This is a genomic window from Paenibacillus sp. Soil766, from assembly GCF_001428105.1.
In the GTDB taxonomy this organism is placed as follows: Bacteria; Bacillota; Bacilli; order Paenibacillales; family NBRC-103111; genus Paenibacillus_E.
Genome location: NZ_LMSJ01000028.1, coordinates 16,000 through 40,664 on the forward strand (window position 1 = coordinate 16,000; position 24,665 = coordinate 40,664).

The 24,665-nt window shown below is 43.9% G+C and carries 22 protein-coding genes; 14 read left to right on the forward strand and 8 right to left on the reverse strand.

What is annotated here, in order from left to right; all coding sequences use genetic code 11:
• Nucleotides 1–44 precede the first annotated feature (44 nt).
• A complete protein-coding gene (blaOXA, locus tag ASG89_RS21615) occupies nucleotides 45–875 on the reverse strand; it encodes a class D beta-lactamase (protein ID WP_082593494.1) in 831 nt (276 codons plus the stop codon).
• Between the two features lie 120 nt (nucleotides 876–995).
• On the opposite strand from blaOXA, the gene ASG89_RS21620 reads away from it, so the two are divergent.
• The 4 genes from ASG89_RS21620 (at nucleotide 996) to ASG89_RS21635 (ending at nucleotide 4,236) form a co-directional block, all read left to right on the forward strand.
• Entirely contained in the window at nucleotides 996–2,399 is a 1,404-nt protein-coding gene (locus tag ASG89_RS21620) for a PLP-dependent aminotransferase family protein (protein ID WP_057313152.1), read from the forward strand.
• Nucleotides 2,400–2,467: 68 nt separating this feature from the next.
• Nucleotides 2,468–2,845 (forward strand): hypothetical protein, encoded by a 378-nt coding sequence (locus ASG89_RS21625; protein ID WP_057313153.1) that lies wholly within the window; start codon nucleotides 2,468–2,470, stop codon nucleotides 2,843–2,845.
• Nucleotides 2,846–3,009: 164 nt separating this feature from the next.
• Nucleotides 3,010–3,333, forward strand: a complete 324-nt coding sequence (locus ASG89_RS21630) for a GNAT family N-acetyltransferase (protein WP_057313154.1) — start codon at nucleotides 3,010–3,012, stop codon at nucleotides 3,331–3,333.
• A gap of 39 nt (nucleotides 3,334–3,372) precedes the next feature.
• Nucleotides 3,373–4,236, forward strand: coding sequence for a phosphotransferase family protein (locus ASG89_RS21635; RefSeq protein WP_057313155.1), 864 nt, complete (start codon nucleotides 3,373–3,375; stop codon nucleotides 4,234–4,236).
• A gap of 90 nt (nucleotides 4,237–4,326) precedes the next feature.
• Here the strand turns inward: ASG89_RS21635 and ASG89_RS21640 are convergent, their stop codons facing one another.
• On the reverse strand, nucleotides 4,327–5,676 hold the full coding sequence (locus ASG89_RS21640; RefSeq protein WP_057313156.1) for an MATE family efflux transporter: 1,350 nt from the start codon (nucleotides 5,674–5,676) through the stop codon (nucleotides 4,327–4,329).
• A gap of 230 nt (nucleotides 5,677–5,906) precedes the next feature.
• Nucleotides 5,907–8,612 carry an MGH1-like glycoside hydrolase domain-containing protein gene (locus ASG89_RS21645; RefSeq protein WP_057313157.1) on the reverse strand — a complete coding sequence of 902 codons (2,706 nt, stop codon included), beginning with the start codon at nucleotides 8,610–8,612 and terminating at the stop codon, nucleotides 5,907–5,909.
• A 48-nt stretch (nucleotides 8,613–8,660) separates the two neighbouring features.
• On the opposite strand from ASG89_RS21645, the gene ASG89_RS21650 reads away from it, so the two are divergent.
• From ASG89_RS21650 to ASG89_RS21690, 9 genes are all read left to right on the forward strand, one after another.
• The gene (locus tag ASG89_RS21650) at nucleotides 8,661–9,653 is read left to right on the forward strand and encodes a helix-turn-helix domain-containing protein (RefSeq protein ID WP_082593495.1); all 993 of its coding nucleotides are present in this window, start codon (nucleotides 8,661–8,663) and stop codon (nucleotides 9,651–9,653) included.
• Nucleotides 9,654–9,867: 214 nt separating this feature from the next.
• A complete protein-coding gene (locus ASG89_RS21655; protein WP_057313159.1) occupies nucleotides 9,868–10,827 on the forward strand; it encodes an ABC transporter permease in 960 nt (319 codons plus the stop codon).
• A 26-nt stretch (nucleotides 10,828–10,853) separates the two neighbouring features.
• Nucleotides 10,854–11,714 (forward strand): carbohydrate ABC transporter permease, encoded by an 861-nt coding sequence (locus tag ASG89_RS21660; protein ID WP_057313192.1) that lies wholly within the window; start codon nucleotides 10,854–10,856, stop codon nucleotides 11,712–11,714.
• 131 nt (nucleotides 11,715–11,845) lie between these two features.
• A complete protein-coding gene (locus tag ASG89_RS21665) occupies nucleotides 11,846–13,438 on the forward strand; it encodes an extracellular solute-binding protein (RefSeq protein WP_057313160.1) in 1,593 nt (530 codons plus the stop codon).
• Between the two features lie 154 nt (nucleotides 13,439–13,592).
• A complete protein-coding gene (locus ASG89_RS21670) occupies nucleotides 13,593–15,029 on the forward strand; it encodes a response regulator (protein ID WP_057313161.1) in 1,437 nt (478 codons plus the stop codon).
• A gap of 92 nt (nucleotides 15,030–15,121) precedes the next feature.
• Nucleotides 15,122–16,843: a sensor histidine kinase gene (locus tag ASG89_RS21675; RefSeq protein WP_235549867.1), complete on the forward strand. Its 1,722-nt coding sequence runs from the start codon at nucleotides 15,122–15,124 to the stop codon at nucleotides 16,841–16,843.
• Nucleotides 16,844–16,983: 140 nt separating this feature from the next.
• Entirely contained in the window at nucleotides 16,984–18,141 is a 1,158-nt protein-coding gene (locus tag ASG89_RS21680) for an acyltransferase domain-containing protein (protein WP_057313162.1), read from the forward strand.
• Between the two features lie 217 nt (nucleotides 18,142–18,358).
• Entirely contained in the window at nucleotides 18,359–18,889 is a 531-nt protein-coding gene (locus ASG89_RS21685; RefSeq protein WP_235549868.1) for a GrpB family protein, read from the forward strand.
• The gene (locus tag ASG89_RS21690; RefSeq protein ID WP_057313163.1) at nucleotides 18,886–19,134 is read left to right on the forward strand and encodes a hypothetical protein; all 249 of its coding nucleotides are present in this window, start codon (nucleotides 18,886–18,888) and stop codon (nucleotides 19,132–19,134) included. The genes ASG89_RS21685 and ASG89_RS21690 overlap by 4 nt, the downstream gene beginning before the upstream one ends.
• A 35-nt stretch (nucleotides 19,135–19,169) precedes the next feature.
• On the opposite strand, the gene ASG89_RS21695 is transcribed toward ASG89_RS21690, so the two are convergent.
• Entirely contained in the window at nucleotides 19,170–20,168 is a 999-nt protein-coding gene (locus tag ASG89_RS21695) for a helix-turn-helix transcriptional regulator (protein ID WP_057313164.1), read from the reverse strand.
• A gap of 131 nt (nucleotides 20,169–20,299) precedes the next feature.
• Here ASG89_RS21695 and ASG89_RS21700 point away from each other — a divergent pair, with 131 nt between their 5' ends.
• Entirely contained in the window at nucleotides 20,300–21,181 is an 882-nt protein-coding gene (locus ASG89_RS21700; protein ID WP_057313165.1) for an SDR family oxidoreductase, read from the forward strand.
• 117 nt (nucleotides 21,182–21,298) lie between these two features.
• Here ASG89_RS21700 and ASG89_RS37810 read toward each other — a convergent pair whose 3' ends face one another.
• The 4 genes from ASG89_RS37810 to ASG89_RS21715 all read right to left on the reverse strand — a co-directional run bounded on the left by ASG89_RS37810 (nucleotide 21,299) and on the right by ASG89_RS21715 (nucleotide 24,608).
• Complete coding sequence (locus ASG89_RS37810; protein WP_235549869.1) at nucleotides 21,299–21,913, reverse strand: hypothetical protein; 615 nt, start codon at nucleotides 21,911–21,913, stop codon at nucleotides 21,299–21,301.
• Nucleotides 21,900–22,661, reverse strand: a complete 762-nt coding sequence (locus tag ASG89_RS37815) for an extracellular solute-binding protein (protein ID WP_235549870.1) — start codon at nucleotides 22,659–22,661, stop codon at nucleotides 21,900–21,902. Before ASG89_RS37815 ends, ASG89_RS37810 begins: the two co-directional genes overlap by 14 nt.
• Nucleotides 22,662–22,745: 84 nt before the next feature.
• A complete protein-coding gene (locus ASG89_RS21710) occupies nucleotides 22,746–23,627 on the reverse strand; it encodes a carbohydrate ABC transporter permease (protein WP_057313166.1) in 882 nt (293 codons plus the stop codon).
• Between the two features lie 12 nt (nucleotides 23,628–23,639).
• Entirely contained in the window at nucleotides 23,640–24,608 is a 969-nt protein-coding gene (locus tag ASG89_RS21715) for an ABC transporter permease (protein WP_057313167.1), read from the reverse strand.
• Nucleotides 24,609–24,665: the final 57 nt, after the last annotated feature.

Sequence of the window (24,665 nt, forward strand, 5' to 3'; positions counted from 1 at the left end):
AACCGGCCCTTCCATGTATACCTACACCTCGTACGTCGAGATGCTTACAGAATGTGGAGGTACTTCAAGGCTTCAAGTGTGACTGTCTTGGCAGTCGTCCCGCTGCTATCAACGTTAGTGGCGAACACCCAGTCGGTTTTACCGCGCTCCACATACCCTACATACCAACCGAGGCCCATGTCGGATAACCGTGTGCCTGTCTTGCCATGCACCGTGTAGTTGTCCTGGTCGTTATCAATCATAATGCGCTTGACTGTTTTCATAGTCTGCTCCTGGAATGGCAGCGTCTCCTCCACCAGTTCTTCCATGAAGTCGATCTGCTCCTCCGCCGAGATCTTCAGCGAGCTATTCAGCCAAAAGGTATCGATGCCCCCGCTAATATCCCTATTACCGTAATGAATACGCTCCATATTGCTCTTCATCCGCTCGGAACCAATATCCCGTGCCATCGCTTGGTAATACCAAATTGCGGATGCCCGCATTGCTGAAGCCAGCGTATGGTCTCGGTTCCATACCTCGAATGGCCGGACGACGCCATCCCACCTCTTTACGTCATATTCGTCCCGCACTGCTCCCACTTCGAGTCCGATGAGCGCGTTCGGTACCTTGAACGTTGACTCTGGCGTGAACCGCTGCCGGCTCCTATCGGGATTGCAGACGTATACACGGTCCGTCTTCAGGTTTTTGATGATCAGTGTACCTTGATCCTGTTGGAACATCTCTTCGCAAGGGAGCTTCGTATCTTTCGAGGCGGCATTCACGGAAAGTGCTGCACTACCCGTTGTTCCTGCGAACAGCAGGGCGGCGGATGCCAGGACGATCTGGTATTTCTTTTTCCAGGTAAACAAATTGCATTCCTCCTTAGGCGTATTCATAATGGAATAACAGAAAAGCTCGTGTCGACAACACTGAGTATAGTTGAATTTACGGCTGGGCTACAGTGCCGTTTACGGCGATTGTACCCGTACAGTTGGCATGAAGGAGTGAATGGGAACATGCTATATGAAAGGATTGTGGAACAGCTTTTGCAGGAGATGAAAGACGGGAAGAGGCGGCCGGGGGATAAGCTGCCGTCAATTCGAGAAGGGGCCGAAGCGTTCGGATGTAGCAGAAATACGGTGATTCGCGCGTACGGGGAGCTCGAGCAAAGTCACCGAATCTATGCTGTGCCCCAGAGCGGCTATTATGTCGCGCATCGCAGCCAAGGCAGGGAGGACGGGAGAAGCTCAGAGGAAGTGCAGAACATCATCGATTTCGTATGGGCGGGCCCAGACCGGAGCGCAATGCCGTACCGTGATTTTCAACACTGCATGAATGAGGCCATCGAGCGGTACCGTGAGGACATGTTCACATATTCGGAGGGACAAGGCCTCGCTTCTTTGCAGCTCCAGCTGGCACGGCATCTACGGGACTTGCAGGTGTTCACGGTCCCAGAACGAATTTATGTGGTGACTGGCTCTCAGCAGGCGCTGAATTTGCTGGTGGGATTGCCTTATCCTAACGGGAAGTTGAACATTGTCGTGGAGCAACCGGTGCATGCCGGCATGATCGAATCTCTGCGGGGATTTGGGGGTGAAGTGCACGGAATCCGTTATGAGGAAGGTGGTGTGGATCTGGGGCAGTTGGAGGCGTTGTTTCGAGACGGGGACATCAAGTTCTTCTACACCGTCTCGAGGTTTCACAACCCAACCGGTTACAGTCACACGAACGAGGCCCGTAAGCGCATGGTGGAGTTGGCGCAGCGGTATGACGTGTACATCATCGAGGATGATTATATGGGCGACCTTGACGGTGATCCGAGGAACGATCCCATGTTCGCTTACGATCCATCGGGGCGGGTCATCTATGTCAAAAGCTTCTCCAAAGTCATGCTTCCCGGCCTGCGCCTTGGTTTGGCCGTACTACCGGACGGGCTGCGGGATGAGTTCCTGCGTGCGAAAGCTGCGGCCGACGTGCATTCGCCACTGCTGACACAGGGGGCGCTCGAGGTGTTTCTCGAGAGCGGTATGTTCTCCGCTCACATTGGCAGAATGCGGGAGATTTACCGCCGGAAGGCGGTGCTGCTGCAGGAATCGTACCGAAAGTATCTGCCACCGGGAACCACTTACACCGGTTCTTTCTCCGGCTTCTATACCACGATTGAGCTGCCAGCCCCGCTACGAGCGCAAGCGGCGGCTGACTACCTGCTGCAGCGAGGTGTGCTCGTCGATCCGGCGCAGCGCATGTACCTCCCGGAGTTCAGGCAGGAAGGTGTCCTCCGGCTAAGCGTCTCTCAGGTGGAGGAAGGTCTCATCGAGCCCGGTGTCCGGGTCATTGCTGACGGAATTAGGGAACTGCTTCGGCAACGCACGGAAGTGGTGTTCGTGGAGCGGGGCGGCAATAATCCATCGTTCCTGTAATAACTAATTAATGCTATGCTATTACTAAAGATTTGGCCGCAAACAATTCATATAATTGAGGTGAGAAAGTGATAACGGCATTAATTGGAAGTGTTACTTTTTCTGCAGTTGCAATACTTTACATATTCTTAGTTATGGGTTTACCTTATGGAGATTTTGCAATGGGCGGGAAGTATAAAATAATGCCAAAACAAATGAGAGTTGCGTGTGCAATTTCGGTAATAATTCAGCTGATTGCAATCATTTTTTTACTACAAGCAGGAAATGTAATCTCAATTGATGCTTTAGAAAACCTTGCAAAAGGAGTATGTTACTTTTTTGCAATTTATTTGATAGTAAATACCGTTATGAATGTTATATCCAAAAGTAAAAAGGAAAAGCTTGTTATGACACCATTATCTTTTCTCTCAGCAATTTGTTTCCTAATCACTGCTATGCAAAGCTAGCATAAACAGGTGGATAAATAGTAAGGAGCTCTTTAAGGGCTGGTCATCAGGGTCTCTAGTGTTTGCGCGCAAGCATAATTATGAAAACTATTTTTCATCGGATTTTATGCAGCGAATAGGTGATCCATTTCCCCTAGAGGAGCTTCCGGTGAGGCTGTACTCGGATGAAGACTATCTTGCCATTCAGTCGCTATACAAGAGATTGGAAAGAGGATGCCGGAGACCGCTTTGTCTACGAATTAAATGGCGAAATCGTCGCATATAGCCATTTGTCTGGTCATGTATTAAGCAGTATTTCCGTCCGTAGAGACCTTCAGGGTTGTGGGATCGGAAGGAAATTTACTATGTATTTATGTAATGAAATCTATCAGCGCGGCAATGAAAAAGTTGACCTTTGGTGTGTTGTCGGGAATTACGCCATAGGTCTGTATGACGGCCTTGGCTTTAAAGAAAAGCATATTACGGAATTTGTGCGTAAAACACTGTGATTTTTGCTTTTACACAAGAGGTGGAAATGGAGGAATGCAATGATTGACACATTGGCGGGTATTGAGTGGCATGAAACAAACCCGATCTTGAACAACCTGTTTAATTCAGGGGCTGAAGGGGCGCTTAGCGCGCTTACGCCGGGGCTTGAGGCGGATGTGGTTAAGATCACACTGGGAGAGAATCATTTTGTGTTGAAGGTGTGGAACAAACGCTCGAAACCTGACGTCCTGCGTCAATATCACCTTTTAGAAGCTCTTCATCGTCAGGGAATCCGCGTATCCGAGCCGATCGGCTATGGGCGAACTGAAACTGGGGACGCTGTGCTGCTGACCCGCTATCACGGAACTGCAGTAACGAAGGTGAGTCCAAGCATTTTTAAGAAAATTGCCGCTATTTTAGCCGACATTCACCGGCTGCCTCCGGGTAGATTGGAGGGTATGGAGCTGGCAAAGTATGATTTTGCTGCGTATTTTTTCCCGGGGATTGAAGCATTTCCAACGATGAATGAGGAACTGATCCGTCTCGTCGGTTCCGCGGATATGCAAATGGACCGGATTATTCACGGTGATTTCCATTTAGGCAATTTGCTAGAAGAGAATGGACAATACACGGTGATCGACTGGACGAACGGGCAACTGGGGGATCCTAGGTATGATCTGTCATGGGCTTGTCTGCTTCTGCGCATCTATGTGAGCGAGAGCAAAAGCCTGACGTTTTTGTACAAATATCAAGAGGAAATGCCGATAGCGACGAAGGAGTTGGAGATCTTTGAAGCGCTTGCCTGCCTGAGGTGGCTTCTGCTCGACCGAACCGCAGGAGTGCCCAAACACACAGATACGATGAAGAAAGTAAGAAAAATCGTCAGGGATAGTCGGTTTTTAAATGAAAGTGTGCTGCTATAATAAGCAAGCCAAGTTCAATCGGCCAACTGCCTGCATCTCTCCATGACCAATAAAGGCTGCCACAGGGCAGCCCTATATTTTCAACCCAAGCTAAGCCATTTCCTCTCTGCTCACTAACACTTTTTTCTCCCAAGCTCTACTTCGCCAGCGTAGTAATAATAGAAGTCCTCTTATGCCTTCATCGATGATGAAAACGCACCACATACCTACCAAGCCGTACCCCAGATGGACACCAATCCAATACGTTAGCGGGACACACAGTCCCAAAATGGCGCATGAGCCGACTAGGAGAAGAAATCTTGCGTCACCAGCAGCTCGAAGAGCTTCCCCAATAACAATATTCAAACAGCGTACAGGCTCAAGAAGAAAACCATAGGTCAATAATAAAGCTCCTAATGCTATGATTTCAACGTTGTCTGTAAACATACCAATCAATTGTTTCCTGAACAGAACGGTTAGTATTACCGCGGTAAGTGAAAGTACTAAACTAAGTAATAAACTACGAAACAACTGTTTGTAAGCTTCTTCCTTTTCACCTGCACCCACCAGTCGACCAATGATGATTTGAGTTCCGCGTCCCAAGGAAATTGCCAGCACCATGATGAACGTCATGATATTTTGAGTATAAATCCGGGTAGAAAGCATTTCAGCCCCTAGTTGAGTGATAAAATATGTCGTCATAAGTTGGCTTACAGAATAGATGAGCGAGCTCCCGGCAGTGGGAATACCGATTGACAATATTTTTTTTAGATCTGAGAATCTCGCTTTGTAAAAGTCCTTGAAGGATAAATTCAATCGAACGATTTTTGTTAAAATAATGCTATACACGACCAATCCGAGCAATTGGCTGAATACTGCTGATAGGGCGACACCTGGGATACCGAGCTTTGGAAAGCCTAAAGGACCGAAAATAAATAAAATACTGCCGGACAAATTGACGAGATTGATTCCCAAGCTGACGGCCATTGTATATCTCGTATAACCATGCACCTGTGTGATGGCCGATATGGTCAGATTGATGGCTTGAATAAATAAGGAACAGCCAACGATCGATAGGAATATACGCGCCTGCTCCAGTGTCTCTGGTTCCAAGCCGAAAGGCTGCAGCAGCTGTTTACTGAAACAAACGATACATACACTTATGAAGAAGCCGAATATACAATTAAGCGAAATCGCTCCAGCTGCAAATTTCTTAACATCTCTGATTTTATCCGCACCCAAATATTGGGAAATTACGATGGCCGAACCGGTTGAAACCACTTGGAGCAGTAAAAACAAAAAAATAATGAGTTGATTACTAACGCCTACAGCGGCAACCGCTTCATCCGATACATGACTGACGATGAACGTATCAGAGGTTCGCATAAACACGAGAAGTGCCGATTCAATAAATAAAGGCCATGTAATAGCAAACAAACCTAGCTTCTTAGGATTCGTCATGGGGTTTGGAACTCCTTCGATACTCCTCGATATAATCTTTCCTTTATCATGGGGGATGACGAAATCGTTTTCATTGCATAATTTGGGCAAATGAATGCTTTTATTGACTCCAATCTTTTTTCAACGGATTTTTAATTATACATGTAACATGAGTTATGCATAGGAAGAGAAAGAAAACCCGAACAATAAGATAGGCTCGCAGGTGAGCGGAACTTATTGTTCGGGTTTCCTCATGCAACAGGTTGAATCGAGACCGCCGCACGCGGCAAGCAGTCAGTTATTATCAACGCCACGCCACTGCTCGTTTGAAGCGATGTTTCTACTGTACACCCCGTACCAACAACTGTATACGGTACTCCTTCAGCTAGATTAACCAACACGCTAAATGGCTGATCGGCTTCCCCTGCATAGTGAAATTCCGCACGGAATTCCGTACATGCTTCATTGAAGTGTTGATGCAGCATCCACACATTGAAGCCAGTTGAAACTTTGCCCAGTTGATAATAGGATGCGAACCAGTTGATGACAGGGGCCGATAAACCACCGAAATGATGCCATCCTGCACCACGTCCTGTCTGTACGATAAAATGCTCGTAACAGTTGTAGGTAGCCTCGGTCTCGCATTTCCATAATTCTAGAGCGGTATTTGCTATGCGGAACGCATATTCAGGACAACCTAAGTCGAGCATAGTTTTCCAGAAAAACCACTGATGCGGCATCCAGACCGCACCATTCCAATACCCATCCGCTCGATAATAAGGTGCGCTTTGGTCAACGGTTGATAAGCCAATTGGTGTCCAGAAGCGGGTTTCATCAAATAGTTGATCAATCAGACGGGTGGCACGATCGTTATCGCAGACACCAGCAACCAGCGGGTAGAGGCCATCCATCCCCATATTGTAATTAGCACCCGAGGCATGGCGCAGATGGCCCTCAGCTTCACCCTGCTGATTATGTACAACATAGCTGTAGCAGCCGGCTTCTTCATCCCAGGCAAGGGCTTCCAACGCATCGCTCCACAGCCGAATATCCGCCTCATACTCCTGGATATCCATTTGCCAATCATCAGACATTGTCGCCGCCATCTTAAGAATTTTGGCTATTCGAATCGCTTGACTCGTTGTAATAATGGGAGTAACCGTGGCTTCCAATGCGTGCTCATGTACATATTTCTGAGGTGGATAGTCGTCCCAGCCCCCTGAGTTATAGAAATAATCCCATGTTTTTAGCAGGCCAGAACGTAGTAGGTTGGTCGTTGAACTGCTGGTTTTTCCTGTGAAGAACAAGTAATATTGCCGTAATCGCGGGTAAAAATGGTTCAGAAATTTAGGGGATTGTCCGCGATTCCACAGCTCTTGGAATACATAATGCTGCACAGGTACGGGACTGCCGTGATGAATGAAGGCGGCTTGGGGGTCACCAGGTTCCGTCATATAAGCATTCAAGCAATCCATTGCTCGCTGAGTATCGATATCAGAGAAGCCGAGCCCGATAAACCCAGAATCCCAAGTGTAGAGCGAATCCCACCATCGTCCAGGCGTGCTGTGCCGAATATAGTTCTGTTTCGTATAGACAGGAAAGACGGTATTCGTTAGCAAAGTAGCACGCATGAGCTGCTGACTGAACGCATAGCGATCACCTGATGGATAGGAAGGAGGCGGATTCAACTTGGTACGTTCAGCTTGATAAATCGACTCGCACTTCTCATAGTCAAGTGATAAGTTGGACATATAGCCAAGCACTTCTTCGTATGTCCCAGAGCAAACCATACCGTGAAGAATCCTAGACGAATTTGGGTTCAACTGAATAGGGCGCATAAATACATTCGTGTAGTGTCCCTTACCATTTCCATGTAAAATGTCATCGACATGATTATGCACGGTATGGCGGGCAAAGCGATCCAATTCGTCATTTCTGATCTGCCGAATCTGGGCATGTGAATACGTCCACAGGAGGCCATAATAACAGGGACTGTCCGGATATTGAAGAATAAGACTTTCTGGAACGGGACCTGGCAGCAATTCAGGCTCAATATGCCAAGGACGATCAACAAAAGCAACATCTTCGCTTGTGCTGCGCTCAATTAGTGTGAATCCGTCAATGATCATGGGACATGACCCTGCAGTATGCAGGCTAAGCGTGACCTTGCCAGCAGCAAGTTGCCCTATTGGAAGCTCTGCAACGATCAAAGTGTTGGACGGCTCCAAGACAAGACTATCGCTCTGATGTCCTAGCTGAATCTTAAGTGTCCCGCCATGCACAGCTTGATAACGTAACAGAAACACAGCGTCCTGTAAGGGGGTTGTGACATTTACCTCATATTGAAGCAAGTCTCCAGCATTTGCGCCGAATTGGCATCCGATTGCCGATCCACCTGTAAAATGCTGACCACGAATCTCTCCGCGTACAAAGCCGTCGTAGACCAATCCATCGGAAGGGCGCGGTTGTGCGAATGTCAGTTCGCTGTAAGCTAGCGCATCCACCCACGCAACACCTTCAGGAAGATGGGCGTCAGCGAACACATGCACTTCACCGTGCCCGGGAAGCCGAGGCGGCTGGAGTGATGCCATCCAGTGCAGCACAAGATTCTGTGGATGCTCCGTTTGATTATACATAGCTACGCGGATGAGACGGCTCTGATCATCAATTCGACTGAACGAAATATCGGCGTAGACACGATCCTTCCACTCGAGCTCATGACGGTGGGAAAAGAAGCTGTAATCGGGTGTAGCTTCCCAAGGGTGATAGCCGGATTCCCACAGGACACTGGGAATATCTATTTTTCTTCGATAAAACCCCGGCATGAGACTAAGATCAAACCGCAAACCTCTCGCTTGATCACTGATATGAGAGATGCCCATATATTGTTTGGTGTAGGGCCCCCAAGCAGGCAATCTAAGGTCATGGTTAGTGGGGAGGTTCTCGCATTCGTGCATGAAGTATCGCTCCTTTAACTGGCTCATTTTCTGTTTATTTTAGAACATATGAAGCTTACAATCTTCTTGATAGCGGATCAATTTATCTTGAAAACGGACATTCGTGTTAATATAGAACTAGCATATGGAAGAAAGGATATCAACGAAATGACAGTGAATTTGACTCCTTATGATAACGAACAAGTCGAATATGCAGACCCGAATTTCCGGATTAAAATATGGACCATCGTTCATCCGATCCAAGCGTCCATTCAATATGGTCCCTGGCACTACCATGAAGAAGTGGAGTGGATCTCTATTCTACAGGGCACGATGACAATTGAGACAACACATCAAACCTACACATTGCAAGCCGGCGAAGTGATGATGTTAGGGGCAAATGAGCTTCACAGAACTCACAAATACGGACAATCTCATCTAATCTACAACGTTTGCCATGTCGATATGACCGCTTTCATGGACCCTTCGTTACTGACCTATCTGGCAGCTTTTACTGGGAGATCGGCTAATTTAACGCTGCTGAATGAAGCATTGCGGAAGTATCCGTCAAGCAATCAAATCATCCATGAGCTCCTTAATCAGATGCTTAACGATATTACAGTTAAAAAGAGAGGCTACGAGCTCGCTGTGAATGCCAATTTGAAAAGGCTCCTTTACACGCTGATTCAAATTGACGATGAGCAAATGATTGAACCGATGGATCATCAACTAGCTCAGAAATTGCGACCTGCGTTAACTTATATTGAACAGCAGCTGGAAGAGCCTTGCCAGATCACAGATATCAGCTCTAAATTGAACTATAATAGCAGTTACTTTGCCAAACTGTTTAAGAAAGGAATGGGGATGACGTTTACGTCCTATGTGCAAATGCGTAGAATGAAACGAGCCGAACAGCTCCTGTTGACAGAGACATGGTCGGTAACAGAAATAAGCGGTAGAGTCGGATTTACAAGCCCCGCACAGTTTTATCAGTTGTTTAAAAGGCATTTCGGCTGCAGCCCGAGACAGTTCGTTGCGAGACGAAAGTTTAATAAAACGTGAATATGACATTTCGATATATAACAACCCCCAACATGATGGCATGGTGGGGGTTGTTTGACTTTTATCTAATACGAGTTTTCTAAAGCTAATTAATTACAAAATTAATTTAAATTAATACATTTTATAAAAAATTCTGGCGAGTATAATTTTTTACATGAGATATCCTGATTTGTAGCGCAGATTAACTTACGAAAACAACTTTGTAGTGGGAGGGATGATCGAATTGAAAGCGGTTGTAGGGAAGTATCAAGACAACATCAATCTAAGAAGAAAGAACGGTATCGTGCATTATATCAAAAGAGATTTCCTGCTATACGTGCTCTTACTATTACCAATGTCCTATCTAATCATATTTAGATATGCGCCCATATACGGTGTCGTGATGGCCTTTCAGGATTATAACATTTTCGAAGGGATTAACGGGAGCGAGTGGGTTGGGCTTGATGTTTTTAAATTTATATTTGAACAAAATAGTTTCTACCGTGCACTTAAGAACACACTTGTTTTAAACTTTCTTGATTTGGTTGCGGGTTTCCCAGCACCTATTATTCTAGCCATTTTGCTAAACGAAATTCGGCATGTAAGATTTAAAAAAGTAACTCAAACCATTCTATATTTACCCCACTTCTTATCCTGGGTCATTATTGGCGGTATGGTCTACCTGATGTTTTCTTCAGGCGGCATGGCGAATAGTGTCTTATCTAGTATTGGAATCGGTAACATTGAGTTTCTATCTCAAAAAACGAACTGGTTAATCATGTATCTAGCAATTGGGGTGTGGCAAAGTGCAGGATGGGGTACAATCATTTACTTAGCTTCAATCATTGGCATTAATAAGGAGTTATATGAGGCAGCAGATATGGATGGATGCAGCAGACTTCGTAAAATTTGGCATATTACGTTGCCTGGCATCAAGCCGACCATAATTATTTTACTTATTTTGCAAATTGGAAGGATGCTCTCGATTGGATTTGATCGACCATTCGTTATGGGGAATTCCTTGGTAAGTGAATACTCGGATGTTATCAGTACATTTGTATATCGGATCGGGATTGGTTCTGGGGATTTCTCGCAGGCAACGGCAGTTGGATTGTTTCAATCGGTTGTAGGATTGGTATTTTTATTAACAGCAAATTATATTGCCAAAAAAATTGGTGAGCAGGGAATTTGGTAGGGAGTGTGAGTTTGTTGAGCAAGAAAATGAGATTTAATTTCGTTGATATTGGAATTATCGTATTCATCATAGGCGTATCCATTACTTGTCTTGTTCCATTTCTATATATGATTGCGCTTTCTCTAAGTTCAAATAATGCCATTACGTCGCAGAAGGTCACTCTTTGGCCGGTAGAATTCACACTTGAAACCTATAAGACAATTTTAAGTGATGTAGAGATGATCTATACGCTGGGGTATTCCATTGTACTTACTATTGTATATACACTCATTTGTATGTTTCTAACGATTTGTGCAGCGTATCCGCTTACAAAGAAGAGACTGAAGGGTAGAAGCTTTTTTCTATCGTTGTTGGTTATTACCATGTATTTTAGCGGTGGATTAATTCCAAGTTATATGTTGGTGAAAAATTTAGGCATGATGAATTCCATATGGAGCTTACTTTTGCCAGGTGCAATGAGCGTGTTCAATTTAATTATACTAAAAACGTTTTTTTCATCACTTCCAGAAAGTTTGGAAGAATCGGCATCCATAGATGGTTGTAACGAATTAGGGATACTTTTTCGAATTGTTCTTCCGCTTTCTTTGCCGTCTATCGCAACTTTAAGCCTCTTCTACGCGGTAGACAGATGGAATGGATTCCAGGATGCACTCTTTTATATAACCGATAAGAATTTGTATCCTATGCAATTAAAGCTGTACCAAATCATTACGGCCAATCAACAGTTAGATACCCAGCAAGGTGAAGGTAGTGTCGGTGCTTATATTGTTCCGGAATCATTGAAAGCTGCAAGTGTTATGTTTGCCACAGTTCCTATCTTAGTTGTTTACCCTAAGCTTCAAAAATATTTTGTTGAAGGTGTCATGACGGGGGCAATTAAGGGCTGAGAAATAGGTTACACAAGCGAGTTATTTACTAAAAAACATGAAAGGTGGTGATTCTGTTACCGTTAGGCTAGGATTAGATCATGATGTGAACACGATTCGAAATGACTATGAGATAAAGGTGAGGTTGAACTATGAAAATAAAAAAAATGATGGTTATATTGCCAGTATTGACACTCCTAGCTAGTGGATTGGCGGGATGTAGCAGCAGTAATAACAATGAAAGCCAAGCTACGTCAACGGCGACTACATCAGGAGCTGCCTCTGCGAAGCCTTCAGGACCACCAACTACGCTAACTGTTGAAATATTTGACAGAGGTATTCAGGGACAGCCTGACCTGAACAATAATACGTGGACAAGGTATATCAATGATAACTTTGGCAAGCAAAATAATGCCATTGTTAAATTTATTCCGGTTCCGAGGTCACAGGAAATTGATAAGCTCAATGTATTGATGGCAGCCAATGAGGCACCTGATATTTCATTTACGTATGACAGCCCGACAATCTCCAGATATTCGAAAGTGAATGGTATCCTTCAACTGGATGATTTGTTGGCTAAGCATGGTAAGGAGTTAACGAATTATTTAGGTAAGACTGTTCTTTCTTATGGACTCTTTAATGGAAAACAAATGGCGATCCCTTCTAAAAGAACATCACTAGCATGGGGTGGTATGTTTATTAGAAAGGATTGGCTAGATAAATTAGGGATGCCGGTTCCTACGACTAAGGATGAATTGTATAATACGCTAATTGCTTTCCGTGATAAAAATCCAGGCGGCGTGAACGGTGTTATTCCATGGGGATTGGCAGCAACAGGCTTTAATTATAACACTGGAAATCTAAGTGAATCTTATTGGGGGAAACAGACAGAGGAAGAATTCGTTACAACTCCGAACTGGTTAAAACCTGGAAATAAGGATGCACTAAAGTTTCTCAACAAGCTCTACAATGAAAAATTAATCAGCCCTGACTTTGCATTAGACAAAACAGCCAAACAAGCGGATGCAGATGTTACCAATGGTAAAGTCGGATTCTTCAGTGCAAACTGGGATTATCCATTACGTCAAAATATCAGTGTGCCATTAAAAACAAATGTGCCTACCGCAAACTTTGTACCTGTTGATGTTTTCAAGAATTATGAAGGGAAATACAAGAAAATTGCGTACAATGAAAATGGCGTGAATGTATTTATCCCTAAGAGCTCTAAAAATGCAGAATTGGCGATTAAATATCTAAACTGGATGTCCGATCCTAAAGTATTATTCTTCCTGCAATACGGTCTTGAAGGGGTCAATCATAAGATGGTCGATGGCATTCCACAGGTTATTAATCAAACAGGTGATAATATGCAAACCAGCTATCTAAATCTTGATCTTACATTAGTTGTAAATGGTGTTGAGCTTGGCGATCAGCAGAAGAATATTAAAGCATTAGCTGCGTCGGCTCCAGGACTCGAAGCTGTTGCAGAACAATCTTACAAAATAAATACGACAGACACATACACGGGTTACTTCTTTGATACGCCAAGTGAATCCAACATTAAGTTTGGTAAAACACTTGGGGATATGAACAAACAAATGACGGATAAGCTCATCGTCTGTAAGCCGGCAGAGTTCGATAGTTTGTACGATAAGCTAGTTGCCGAATATATGGCAGCAGGCGGGCAAGCTGTGATGGACGAGAATGTGAAAATCTACAAAGCTATGCAGGCCAATAAGAAGTAATAAATTAGCTTTCTAGTATACAAAGCCTATGGACATAACGTCGTTATATCCATAGGCTCTTATCATGGAACGCCTCTAGGATTCAACTTGTCATCTCACTAGCAAAGAGTTAAAATTCTGGTAACTATCAATTAAGCTGACACAGGGGGTACTTATGAATCGTGTTATTATTGTAGATGACGAACCATGGGCAATAAAAGGAATCCGGAGTGCATTTAACTGGAGTCAATACGGGTTCGAAATTACGGGCCAATTTACCAGTGTCCATAAAGCGTTTGAGTACATCTGTGAGGAAAGTCCTGATCTGGTATTTACAGACATTAGAATGCCTGAGATTTCAGGCCTTGATCTTATAAAAATGACCAAAGACAAAGGATTGGATGTAGAGTTCGTAATTGTAAGCGGTTTCGCCGAGTTTGCTTATGCGCAGGAGGCGCTCAGGTATGGTGCGCTAGATTATTGCCTAAAACCATTAGATATTGAGTTGGCAGATCCATTAATAGAAAAGCTGGCCTTGCACTTTTCAAATAAGAGAAGTATACGAAATAACCTTATCTTAGAGGCACTAACCTCATCGGATAAAAGTGAAATGAATCGATTAACTCACATATTTGATCGTTCAACAGACTACTACTTTCGTGTAGTTATCATGTATTCTATAGGTGAGAAAAAGCATGATCATGACCTAAATGTGCTCAATTTTAATCCTGTATTGGAAGTTGATTTGGGATCAAGAAAAACACTCTATATTATCAAAAGTGAAAGCATGACAGATTTGGATGTTAGTTTTGAATCAACCATTTTTACTGATTTAGATATAAAAGCAGTAGGAATCAGCAGCATTTCCAATCATTATGACCATATGGCAAAGCTTATTAAAGAAGCAGATATCGCAGCGTCAACCGTATTTTTAAATGGAGCAAATGGTATTTATGAATATGAACAGAAGCTTAATTTGGTTAAGCCGTATATAGATGATATTTCTACGATTATTCAAGAGAAAAAGTTTGAAGACATGGATGACATCATGGATAGGCTCATGCTGTATTTTAATCAAAATAATTTAGGGATGGGTGAAGTGGTTTATTTATGGAATCAAGTGGTTAGCAGCTTGGTTGGCAGCTATTACGAAGAGCTAAAATACATGGAACTTGATTTCCTAAATTACTCTGAACTGAAAGAGCGCTTTGAAACCTTTGAGTCGTTATGCAGTTTTTTATATGACATTTTGACCTATATAAAGCAACTGAACTATCAATCTGCAAATGAAGGGGATAAAAACTCCTATTTTACTCAAATGGTGAAATACATCGATAATAACTATCAGAGCGAGTTGTATCTTAAAGATTTATCTGTGAAATTTTTAATCAACCAAGTCTACTGTTGTCAACTATTCAAGAAAAATTTGGGCAAAACCTTTTCGGAATATGTCACGGATTTGAGGATGAAAAAAGCTTGTGAGCTTTTGAAACATACAGAATTGTCCATTGATGAAATTGCAGCAAAAGTAGGCTATATGGATTATTATTATTTCAACAAAGTATTTAAGAAACAAAGTGGGATCACACCTACGAAATTCAGAAAGAGTTGAAGGTTGGGGTGGGGAATTTGCAGATTAGTAGACTGAAACTAAAACATCAGATATTACTGATATTTTTATTTTCGGTTATTATTTTTACAATAATGGAATTTTATTCCTACTCCAGTTTCTATAATCTGACGCAGAACAGAGCTGCAAATTATGGGAATAAGATCATTGAACAAACAAGCCAAAAAATAAACTCCGTTTTTAACGATATAAAAGTCAGTACCAATATAGCTGTAGATAATAAAAAGGTACAAGAGTTTACCATTGTGGATGATGATTATAAGCGGAGTTTTGACATAGGTACTTATGTCATAGAACTCATGGAATATATGAGGTCCTTTAATTCATATGTAAATGGCATCGTTATTACTGATAATTATGGACGACGCGTTCATAGTAATGGAAACAATGATATTTTTTATACAAATCAATACGAAGCGTTTATCCGTTCATATAAAAATAATTTGGATGTTGGTAAAAAGGGGCAGTTTACAAACTTATTAAAAGACGAAAAAACAGGAAGTGAATATTTCTTTTATATAGCACCCATTATTGAAGCGATCGGCGGGGTTCAATTTTCACAGAAGACAGGTTATTGTTCGATTATCGTGAATACGGAAAAGCTGAAGGAGCTTGTTGAAAATACGGAATTAACGCCTAACTCTACGTTGTACATTCTAAATAGCCAAAATGAGGTTATTGTATCCAATCATGCCAATTTCCGCGGTATTTTGTACGAGGATATTCTTCCCGTAGATCGGAACCGTTTAACGAACGGGGTGAAAACGACCATTAATGAGGAAGAAGTTATCGTCCAGGAGAAAGATTTGGAGCAGGCAGAAGGCTGGCGTATTGTAAGTATTATCCCGGTGCAAGAGTTGACAACGGACATGCATGCCATTAAAAACATTAGTATCATAGCTGGAATTGGTATCATTTTAAGTATGCTTATTCTGGGATATTTTTTCTTGAATAATCTGACACGACCTGTTATGGGGCTTATTGCAGATATGAAGAAAATTGGTAAAAGAGATGTAGGCTTTAGGGTTAAGGTACGTTCAACCAATGAAGTCGGCGTATTGGCCTACGATATCAATAGTATGATTGACAAAATGGAAGAGATGACAAGTAATATTTTCCATACACAGGCTAGATTATATGAGTCAGAGCTCAGTAAAAAACAAGCTGAATTCGCTGCCTTACAAAGTCAAATAAATCCGCATTTCCTGTATAATACACTGAATTGCATAAGCAGTATCGGACTTGAATACGGCAGCAAGGAAATAGCGCTGATTACTTCGGCCATGTCCAAAATATTTCGATATAGTATTAAAAAAGACGATCTTGTGATGATCAGTGAAGAAATTCAATGTATCCAAGCCTATCTGAAAATTATCTCAATTCGATATGAAAACAAGTTTGATATGGAAATACTTGTGGATGACAAGCTATTGGAAATGAAAACACCTAAAATGATTTTGCAGCCCATTGTTGAAAATTCAGTCTATCATGGACTTGAAAGTATGGACGCCGGTGGACATCTTCGTGTGAGCGGACATATCGATACGAATGGAGATGTTTGTTTTCAAATATCGGATACGGGTAAAGGGATAGCTAAAGATGAGCTAGAAAGGATGAAAGCCAAACTGAATATGGCGTTTTCGGATCGAGTGGAAAATAGCTTTGTTGGCAATAGTATCGGGATTTCCAATATTAATAATAGAATTCAGTTGATGTTTGGAGAAGGTTATGGGGTAGGGATCGAAAGTGAGATTGGTTCCGGGACTACGGTGGTTGTTAAGATCCCGTCTATGTGATGGGGAAGTGATAAAACGTGCCCTCATGACATAGCGGATATGAACCTTTTTCCTATTACATTCTTTCAAGGCAATAGGTTATAATTGGAGACAATATGGCAAAGTGTTGGGGCCTTGGTTATTTTGAAAGGAGTATAGGAATGGAATTTTTGTTATTATCAAAAGAAATTACACAGCAGTATTGTCGGAAAATACGGATGCCTGAAGGTGCTACTGAGATCTTGATGAACATCGTTGATCACCTGCATAATGATCCAAAACTGTTGGGTATTTATAAGGAATTTTATAAAAATAATATTGAAAGCGGCTATTGGACAACCGTATGGGAACCACTGGCTATAGATGCTTATGTGGAAGAGGTTCTCGGAAATTCGGCTTCCCTGTTGTATCTGCATGCAGCACTGCAAAGACTGCCTCTTGCCGAGCAGAGATATGCCGAAAGAGGACTGAGTGAAGAGTTATTTGTAGAAACTTTACGGGATATCGGTGTATGGGTTCAAAATGCTTATAATTTAGTCGGATATTATGCCATTCGGAATTTTAGTTGGATCTGGAGGCACCTAGAGGCTAGAATGTTCCGGATTGGTGGCATGCAGTTTATCGCAACGAATTTCTCTGGGATCGTGAAAGGCTTTTATAACGCAAAAGAAGATCGTTTCTTGCTCTTAGGCAGTGCAGGGATGGAGTTAAGGGCAAATGGTGATAAGCAAGGCGTTTGTAATAAAGAGAAAACAACCGATGGTTTTGTGACGGAATATGAGGAAACGGAAGACTATTTCTTCGGAAATCCAATTACTCCTGATGGCAAGGGCTTGAAAGAACCCGTGAAGCTTATGAGGGATGAATGGGAAAAAGTACTGGACAAGGATGATACGTTACTTGAGATTCATATCCCGAGAGATACAGCTTTTGATATGGAGCAAATAAAAGAAACCTACTTACAAGCCAAGGCATTTTATGCAGCTTATTTTCCGGAAGTCCAATCTAAAGGGATGGCCTGCCATACCTGGCTCTTTACGCCTCAACTTCGGGAGATGTTACCGCCAACTAGCAATATTGTCAGGTTCCAGGAGCAGTTCTATCTCTATCCAACAGCGGGTTCCGTACGTTTTTTATGGAATTTTGTATTTAATGAATTGACCGAGGTAAAGGATGCTAAACCCGACACTTCGTTAAGGAGAAAAGTCCTTACTTATTTAGAGGAAGACAAAGAAATATTTGATATGAATGGCCTATTTCTAGATGTATGTGGAGATTTCGGAACCGTCGCTTATCAAAAGGAAGTCAAGACTGTTTAGATTCGGGACTTTATCGAGTAGCGATCGTGGAGGAGCTTGCCTCATGGCAATGGCTCCTTTTTGTTCTTATATCACATGTGGTGAAAAAGGAGGTTCGGTGATTCCTGGTGCTCGCGGGTGCATACCGGTACTCCCATGTGCTCCCCATGCCGCGCATCTACACTGTGCCCTGGTATAGTAGCGCCAAAACTACGCAAGTGAGGGAGGAGTAAACGAATTGAAGAGACATTGGACAATTTCACCTTGGACGAAAGAGTGGAACCTGCAATTTGAGATGGAGTTAAAAGTTTTACAGGATATTTTTCAAACGGAAATTGTAGACATACAACATGTTGGAAGCACCTCGGTGCCCTCAATCGGTTATGCCAAGCCTATTATCGACATTTTGATCATCGTGAAAAATATTGAGCGAGTGAGTTTGTGTAACGAACAAATGATCAGCGCGGGATACCGAGTCAGAGGGGAGAATGGCATTCCAAATAGAAGATACTTCTCCAAAGGGGATCTCGTGCGAACACATCACGTTCATATTTACCAGCAGGGGGACTCAAGGATACTAACCTATTTGGATTATAAAGCTTATTTGCTGCAACATCCTACTGAAGCAGAAAAATACGGTCAACTCAAGCTGGACATTCTAGCGTCATATTCGAATGATCAGTATCAACAAGTGAAAGAAAATCACATCACTCACATGGTTGAGAAAGCACTGCGATGGGGAGAAGAGGAAAGGAAACGATTGGAATGAGTAGGAAAAACATGGTTGCCGGGATTCTTGTATCCTTGTTTGTCCCGATTTTGGTGTATTTCGCAATGGTTGCTAGTGTCGATCTCATTAGTTGGCCAGAGCCACCAGAAGATTTCCAGTATCATGATTCTTACTTCACCGTTATGCATATAGATCCAGTCATGTTTACAGTTATTGCTGTGATTACTTTCATTATTTATGCAGCAATTTCCTTGGCCGTGCGATACGTTAGGCGAAAAGCATAGGAACATAAGGCGGTAAGCATACTCATATCGAGACTTCACTTGCCGCTATACATAGAAGCAATGTTGTTCGCTGCCTCTAGCAATGCTTCTCGGAGCTCTAATGGTTCCAAGACTCGGATCATCGTCCCGAATCCAAGCATAATTTCGCAAGCAGAGCTCAAGGTGTTGAACTCGAGCTCTGCTTTGCGCCAAACCACGGGAACAGTGGCGCTGGTCGAGCTGGTTTCGTCTTCGGGCCCCTCGAGCCATGCTGTTACCCGAACGAAGCGGGTCATTTCGAGCCGAGTCGCGACACTCGGATGCACAAGTGCATGAGCCGCATAGTGAGGAAGTCCGCTGCGAAACAGGTCGACCGAACGCTGCCAATATGCAGCGAGGTTGAACTGATCTGGGCGGACCGTAGGCTCATCCAATAAGGCAGCATCTTGGATTCTTGAAATACGATAGGTACGGGGTTCCTGATCAACGCCAGCCGCAATGAGATACCAGAGTGAACCCTTGAGGACAAGCCCGAGTGGGCTCACAATGCGTTCGCTTGCAGCCGAGTCGCCGCCTGAGGCGTATCGAAATCGCAGTTTTCGGTCTTCCCATACAGCTTCCTGTAGGAGAGACAGCCACGGTAAATCCTCGACATTGTGATGCCAGCCTGCCGCATCCACATAAACCCGTTGTCGCATATAATCGGCATCGCGTCGCAACGAAGGAGAAAGCGAAGCCAGCACTTTCAAAACCGCTGCTTCATAAGCATCACCAAAACCCAGATCAGTTAAATGTCGATGGGGCTCAGCGGCCAGTAATGCGAGTAGCTCATCTTTGTGCAACCCGGCCCAATCCGCTCGATACCCCTCCATAAGCCGCCATCCACCTGCAGCTCCACGTTCTGCATAGACGGGAACACCCGCGGTGCTTAGTGCTTCCATATCCCGATGAATTGTCCGTTCCGAGACTTCCAGTCTCGTGGCTAACTCTCGAGTTGTCATGCCGCCGCGAGTTTGCAACAGCATCATAATTTGCAATAAACGATCCGCTCTCATCTGCGTCCCTCCTCATGTAATTTGATTTTAGCATACATATATGACAACAGGTGACATGATACTAAAGGTATGATGATACTAAAGTTAAGTTCATACAGTTTACTATCTTTGAATCGGAAGGAGTTGATTCTATGACAACGAAAAATCAACCATTGCGCAATCAAATCGCATTAGTCGCAGGAGCGACTCGAGGGGCGGGACGTGCGATTGCGGTCGAACTCGGCCGCGCTGGAGCAACGGTTTATGTGACAGGGCGTTCCACGAGGGGGAAGCGTTCGCCGATGAACCGACCGGAAACGATTGAAGAAACTGCTGAACTTGTCACGCAAGCAGGGGGCAAAGGTATCGCAGTCTGCATGGATCATACAAAAGAAGAGGATGTTGTGGCGCTGTTCAGTCAAATAAAGCGTGAGCAGCAGGGGCGTCTGAACATTCTAGTCAATGATCTCTGGGGAGGTGACCCGCATACAGAATGGGGAAAAGGCTTCTGGGAGACCCCGCTTGCAAACGGGTTGTTGATTCAGAAACAAGCTGTCCACTCTCATATTATGACTGCTTATTATGCAGCTCCATTGATGGTCGAACGCAAGGCCGGGCTCATTGTAGAAATTACAGATGGCGTCGGCTATCACTATCGGGGTAACTTGTATTATAGTTTGGCCAAAATCGGAGTTTCCCATTTGGCGCAAGGGATGGCGGCGGATCTGAAACCTCACGGTGTGACAGCTCTTGCAGTAACGCCGGGTTTCCTTCGTTCGGAAGCGATGTTGGAGCATTTCGGGGTGCAGGAGGAGAATTGGCGGGATGCTGCGAAGCAGGACATCCATTTCCTGCAGTCCGAGACCCCTTACTTCGTTGCGCAGGGGATAGCCGCACTCGCTGCAGATCCGAAGGTGGCGGAGAAATCCGGGCAACTGCTTAGCTCTTGGTCTTTGTCCGACGATTATGGCTTCATCGATATCGATGGGCGCAGTCCACATTGGGGAAGGTACGCGGAGGAGAATGGCTTCTGAGCCGGCCCGCCCGCTCTCCATTCGCGCACACATGCCAGGGAATATCGCCAGAACCAAAAAACAGACCTAACAAGGTGCGACTGCACCTATGTTAGGTCTGTTTGACGTTCAGCGCTTTTATTTATTTTTGTAAGCTTCCGTCATTTCTTGCACAATTTTCAGATAAGTTGGATCTGCTTTCGTCTTGGCAACGAATTCATCCCAAGCGGCTAAGGATTCTTTGCCCATGATGACTTTGATTTTCATATCCAAAATTTTCTTGTTCAATTCTGGACCGGCCGTTAAGTTGGTTTGTGAAATGAGGCCGTAAGCGGCATTTGGTTTACTGAAAGCTGACCGATCATCAATAATCTTCTTACTGCGATCATAGAACTCTTTGGGAATACCGTTGTAGTATGCACGTGTGTATTTATCGTATTTCTGGGCAATTTGCAGTAGATTATTGGTCACGTCAGGTACGTTGTCCACTTTGGCTTGTTCAGTCGCCTGCTTAAATCCGTCTTTAATCGTATAATGCTTATCCAGAATGCCATACGCTGCAAGATCGGCTACATCATCGGATAACAGTTTATCCATAAAGCCTAAGAGTTGTTTCATTTTGGCCTCAGACACTGTTTTCGGAATGACGTACATACCGAAGTTCCCCACATCTTGCGCCGCAAATTTATTTCCGTCTGGCGTCATCAAATAAGTAAGTGGCAATGAATCTGCTTTCGGATCAATTTTGCGCATAGCATCTGTGTAGAGCCACTGTGGGTTGAGGGCAGAACCGAGTACACCAGCCTTGCCACCCATCTTCAACCCATCCGTACAAGCCCATGCCTTCCGCATCAACTTGTCCTGTAATCCCGATTGTATCGTTTTTGCCGTTGCCATCGGGATCTTTTTCGGTGAAAGCTTTCAGCACAGCATACATCTCATCCATCGTTTCAGGTGCTTTCATACCAAGCTTATCTAACCAATCTTTACGGACATGTACGCCCCAAGAACTTTCTAAGGGACGAGGACGAGGGATTCCGTAGTTTTTCCCTTTAATTTTGGCATTGTCCCAAACAACAGCGGGCATCGCACTTAAGGTTTTATAATCTTTAATATATGGCGTAATGTCCCAGAAAGCGCCGGATGTCGCCATTTGGACAACCTGTGAATCAAAGACATTCATCACTAGACTAAGATCGGATAAGTCGCCGGAAGCCAGCATGACCTTCGTTTTCTCCGAGTAAGTATTTACGGGTACCCATGTGATATTCAACTTCGTATTGGTTTTCTTCTCGATCTCTTGCAGAATAGGATTCGACGGGTCAACAGCCTGAGCACCCTGTTGATTCGTGAACATGGAAATCTTGACAGGCTCGTTACTAGTAGCTTCGGCTTTCTTATCTGTTGTTGCTTCTTGTCCAGCGCTGCAAGCTGTAAGAGTTAAGGCAGCGATCATGCCGATAACGGTGCCCTTCGTAAATACGTGTTTGTTTGTGTACAAATGAATCAACCTCCCATGGTTATCATACAATTTCTCATTGAACTTATAAACCGGTCTGAAATCGAGATACGTTCCCGCAATCTTCTACCCCTTAATAGAACCGACCATCACCCCTTTAGCAAAATGTTTCTGAAGCAGCGGGTACACGAGTAGAATAGGAACTGTCGCGATGACAACTGCAGCCATCTTCAGCGTATCTGTCGGAATGGCAATTTCCCCGACCATGCTATTGGCAATCTCTCCAGATGAAGAGGATGAGGAATCGATAAGGAGCTGTTGAAGCACAATTTGCAAGGGACGAAGATCAGGCTTCGTAATATACAGCACGGCAGAGAAAAATGTGTTCCAATACGCGACGGCATAGAAGAGTCCAAAGGCTGCAAGAGAGGGAAGGGATAAGGGTAAAATAATTCGGAACCATACGCCCATATCCGATGCGCCATCGATCTTGGCTGCTTCTTCAAGCTCATCGGGGATGCTGTCAAAGAAGCCTTTCATTAAAATGACATACCAACCACTAGTCAAAACGGGTAGAATAAGCGCCCAGATGGTATTAATCAGATGTACATCTCTCACAACAAGATAAGGGGGAATGATCCCTGGGTTGAATAACGTTGTCATTAAGATTAAGATGAGCAGCACTCTTCGACCTTGAAGTCGTTTTCTAGACAAGGCATATGCACCAGCAGACGTAACGATCAAGCTTAGCGCGGTACCGACAGTTGCCAGAATGGTGCTGACACCAGCAGCCTGGATAAATACATTATTGGAAAACAGATAGCGATACGAGTCCAGTGTCCATTTTTCCGGGAAAATGACGATGGTTTTCTGTAAGTATTCAATCGGTGATGTGAAGGAGACAGCAGTTATATAGTAGAAAGGAAATAACATGACTAGAGCTACTAGGATCAATGCAGCTAAAATACTTCCCTCAAACCACTTGTCGGACGTTGTACGTTGATTCATAGGTGAGCCCTCCTAAAAGATGCCGTCATCGCCGAATTTCTTGGCAAGCCGGTTCGTTAAAACTACCAAAATAACACCGACAATGGATTTAAACAAGCCAACAGCTGTGCTGAAGCTGAACTGTGCTTGTTGAATGCCGCTGCGGTACACATACGTATCGAACACATCTGCGACATCTGAAACAGCGCCGTTCATCATAAGATAAACCTGTTCAAACCCGACATCCATCATATGGCCGATACGCAGAATGAGCAGAATAATAATGACATTGCGAATTGCTGGAAGTGTGACGTGCCATATTTGGCGAAGTCGCCCTGCTCCATCCATGCGAGCTGCTTCGAAGAGCTGGGTATCTACAGATGCAATGGCAGCCAAGAAAATAACGGTACCCCAGCCGACTTCTTTCCAGATGGACTGCAAGGTAAGTAAGGCCCAGAACATGCCCTGACTTGTTAAGAAATTGATTTTATCATACCCAAGAGATTCCAGAAATTTATTCGCGAAACCGCTTGAAGTTGAGAGCATCAAGTACGTTATCCCAACAATGACCACCCACGATAGGAAATGCGGCAAATAAATAACGGATTGAATGATGCGTTTCACCCATTCTTTGCGTACCTCATTGAGCATAAGTGCGAGTACGATCGGTAAGGGGAAGAAGAAGATCAAGTTCAATAAATTAATAGCGAGCGTATTGCGTAATAAAAGGAAGAAGCTGTCATTCGAGAAAAAACGTTCGAAATGCTGGAACCCGACCCATGGACTGTTCCAGAAACCCAGATAAGGCGAGTAATCTTTGAAGGCGATCAGAACGCCCCACATTGGCAGATACTTAAAGATAAGGAAGTAGGCCAACATGGGAGAAGCGATGAGGTATAGCATGCGATCTCGTTTTAAGCCCTTCCATACACGCCTGCTTTGTGAGAGAGATGCGGGTTGCCTTTCATGAGAAAGAGCTGCGTGTGTTGTTTCAGTTTTCATCGTTTTTCACCTTTCCCAATAGAAGTAGTTTCGGTCTCTTGGCTTTACTATAGGGAT

Coding starts and splice junctions, on each gene's coding strand:
- ASG89_RS37810 (WP_235549869.1), bottom strand. CDS start 21,913: ATGCGCAAAATTGATCCGAAAGCAGATTCATTGCCACTTACTTATTTG.
- ASG89_RS21670 (WP_057313161.1), top strand. CDS start 13,593: ATGAATCGTGTTATTATTGTAGATGACGAACCATGGGCAATAAAAGGA.
- ASG89_RS21675 (WP_235549867.1), top strand. CDS start 15,122: ATGGAATTTTATTCCTACTCCAGTTTCTATAATCTGACGCAGAACAGA.
- ASG89_RS21700 (WP_057313165.1), top strand. CDS start 20,300: ATGACAACGAAAAATCAACCATTGCGCAATCAAATCGCATTAGTCGCA.
- ASG89_RS21655 (WP_057313159.1), top strand. CDS start 9,868: ATGATCGAATTGAAAGCGGTTGTAGGGAAGTATCAAGACAACATCAAT.
- blaOXA (WP_082593494.1), bottom strand. CDS start 875: ATGAATACGCCTAAGGAGGAATGCAATTTGTTTACCTGGAAAAAGAAA.
- ASG89_RS21650 (WP_082593495.1), top strand. CDS start 8,661: ATGAAGCTTACAATCTTCTTGATAGCGGATCAATTTATCTTGAAAACG.
- ASG89_RS21635 (WP_057313155.1), top strand. CDS start 3,373: ATGATTGACACATTGGCGGGTATTGAGTGGCATGAAACAAACCCGATC.
- ASG89_RS21690 (WP_057313163.1), top strand. CDS start 18,886: ATGAGTAGGAAAAACATGGTTGCCGGGATTCTTGTATCCTTGTTTGTC.
- ASG89_RS21680 (WP_057313162.1), top strand. CDS start 16,984: ATGGAATTTTTGTTATTATCAAAAGAAATTACACAGCAGTATTGTCGG.
- ASG89_RS21630 (WP_057313154.1), top strand. CDS start 3,010: ATGAAGACTATCTTGCCATTCAGTCGCTATACAAGAGATTGGAAAGAG.
- ASG89_RS21620 (WP_057313152.1), top strand. CDS start 996: ATGCTATATGAAAGGATTGTGGAACAGCTTTTGCAGGAGATGAAAGAC.
- ASG89_RS21640 (WP_057313156.1), bottom strand. CDS start 5,676: ATGACGAATCCTAAGAAGCTAGGTTTGTTTGCTATTACATGGCCTTTA.
- ASG89_RS21660 (WP_057313192.1), top strand. CDS start 10,854: ATGAGATTTAATTTCGTTGATATTGGAATTATCGTATTCATCATAGGC.
- ASG89_RS21695 (WP_057313164.1), bottom strand. CDS start 20,168: ATGAGAGCGGATCGTTTATTGCAAATTATGATGCTGTTGCAAACTCGC.
- ASG89_RS21715 (WP_057313167.1), bottom strand. CDS start 24,608: ATGAAAACTGAAACAACACACGCAGCTCTTTCTCATGAAAGGCAACCC.
- ASG89_RS21665 (WP_057313160.1), top strand. CDS start 11,846: ATGAAAATAAAAAAAATGATGGTTATATTGCCAGTATTGACACTCCTA.
- ASG89_RS21710 (WP_057313166.1), bottom strand. CDS start 23,627: ATGAATCAACGTACAACGTCCGACAAGTGGTTTGAGGGAAGTATTTTA.
- ASG89_RS21645 (WP_057313157.1), bottom strand. CDS start 8,612: ATGCACGAATGCGAGAACCTCCCCACTAACCATGACCTTAGATTGCCT.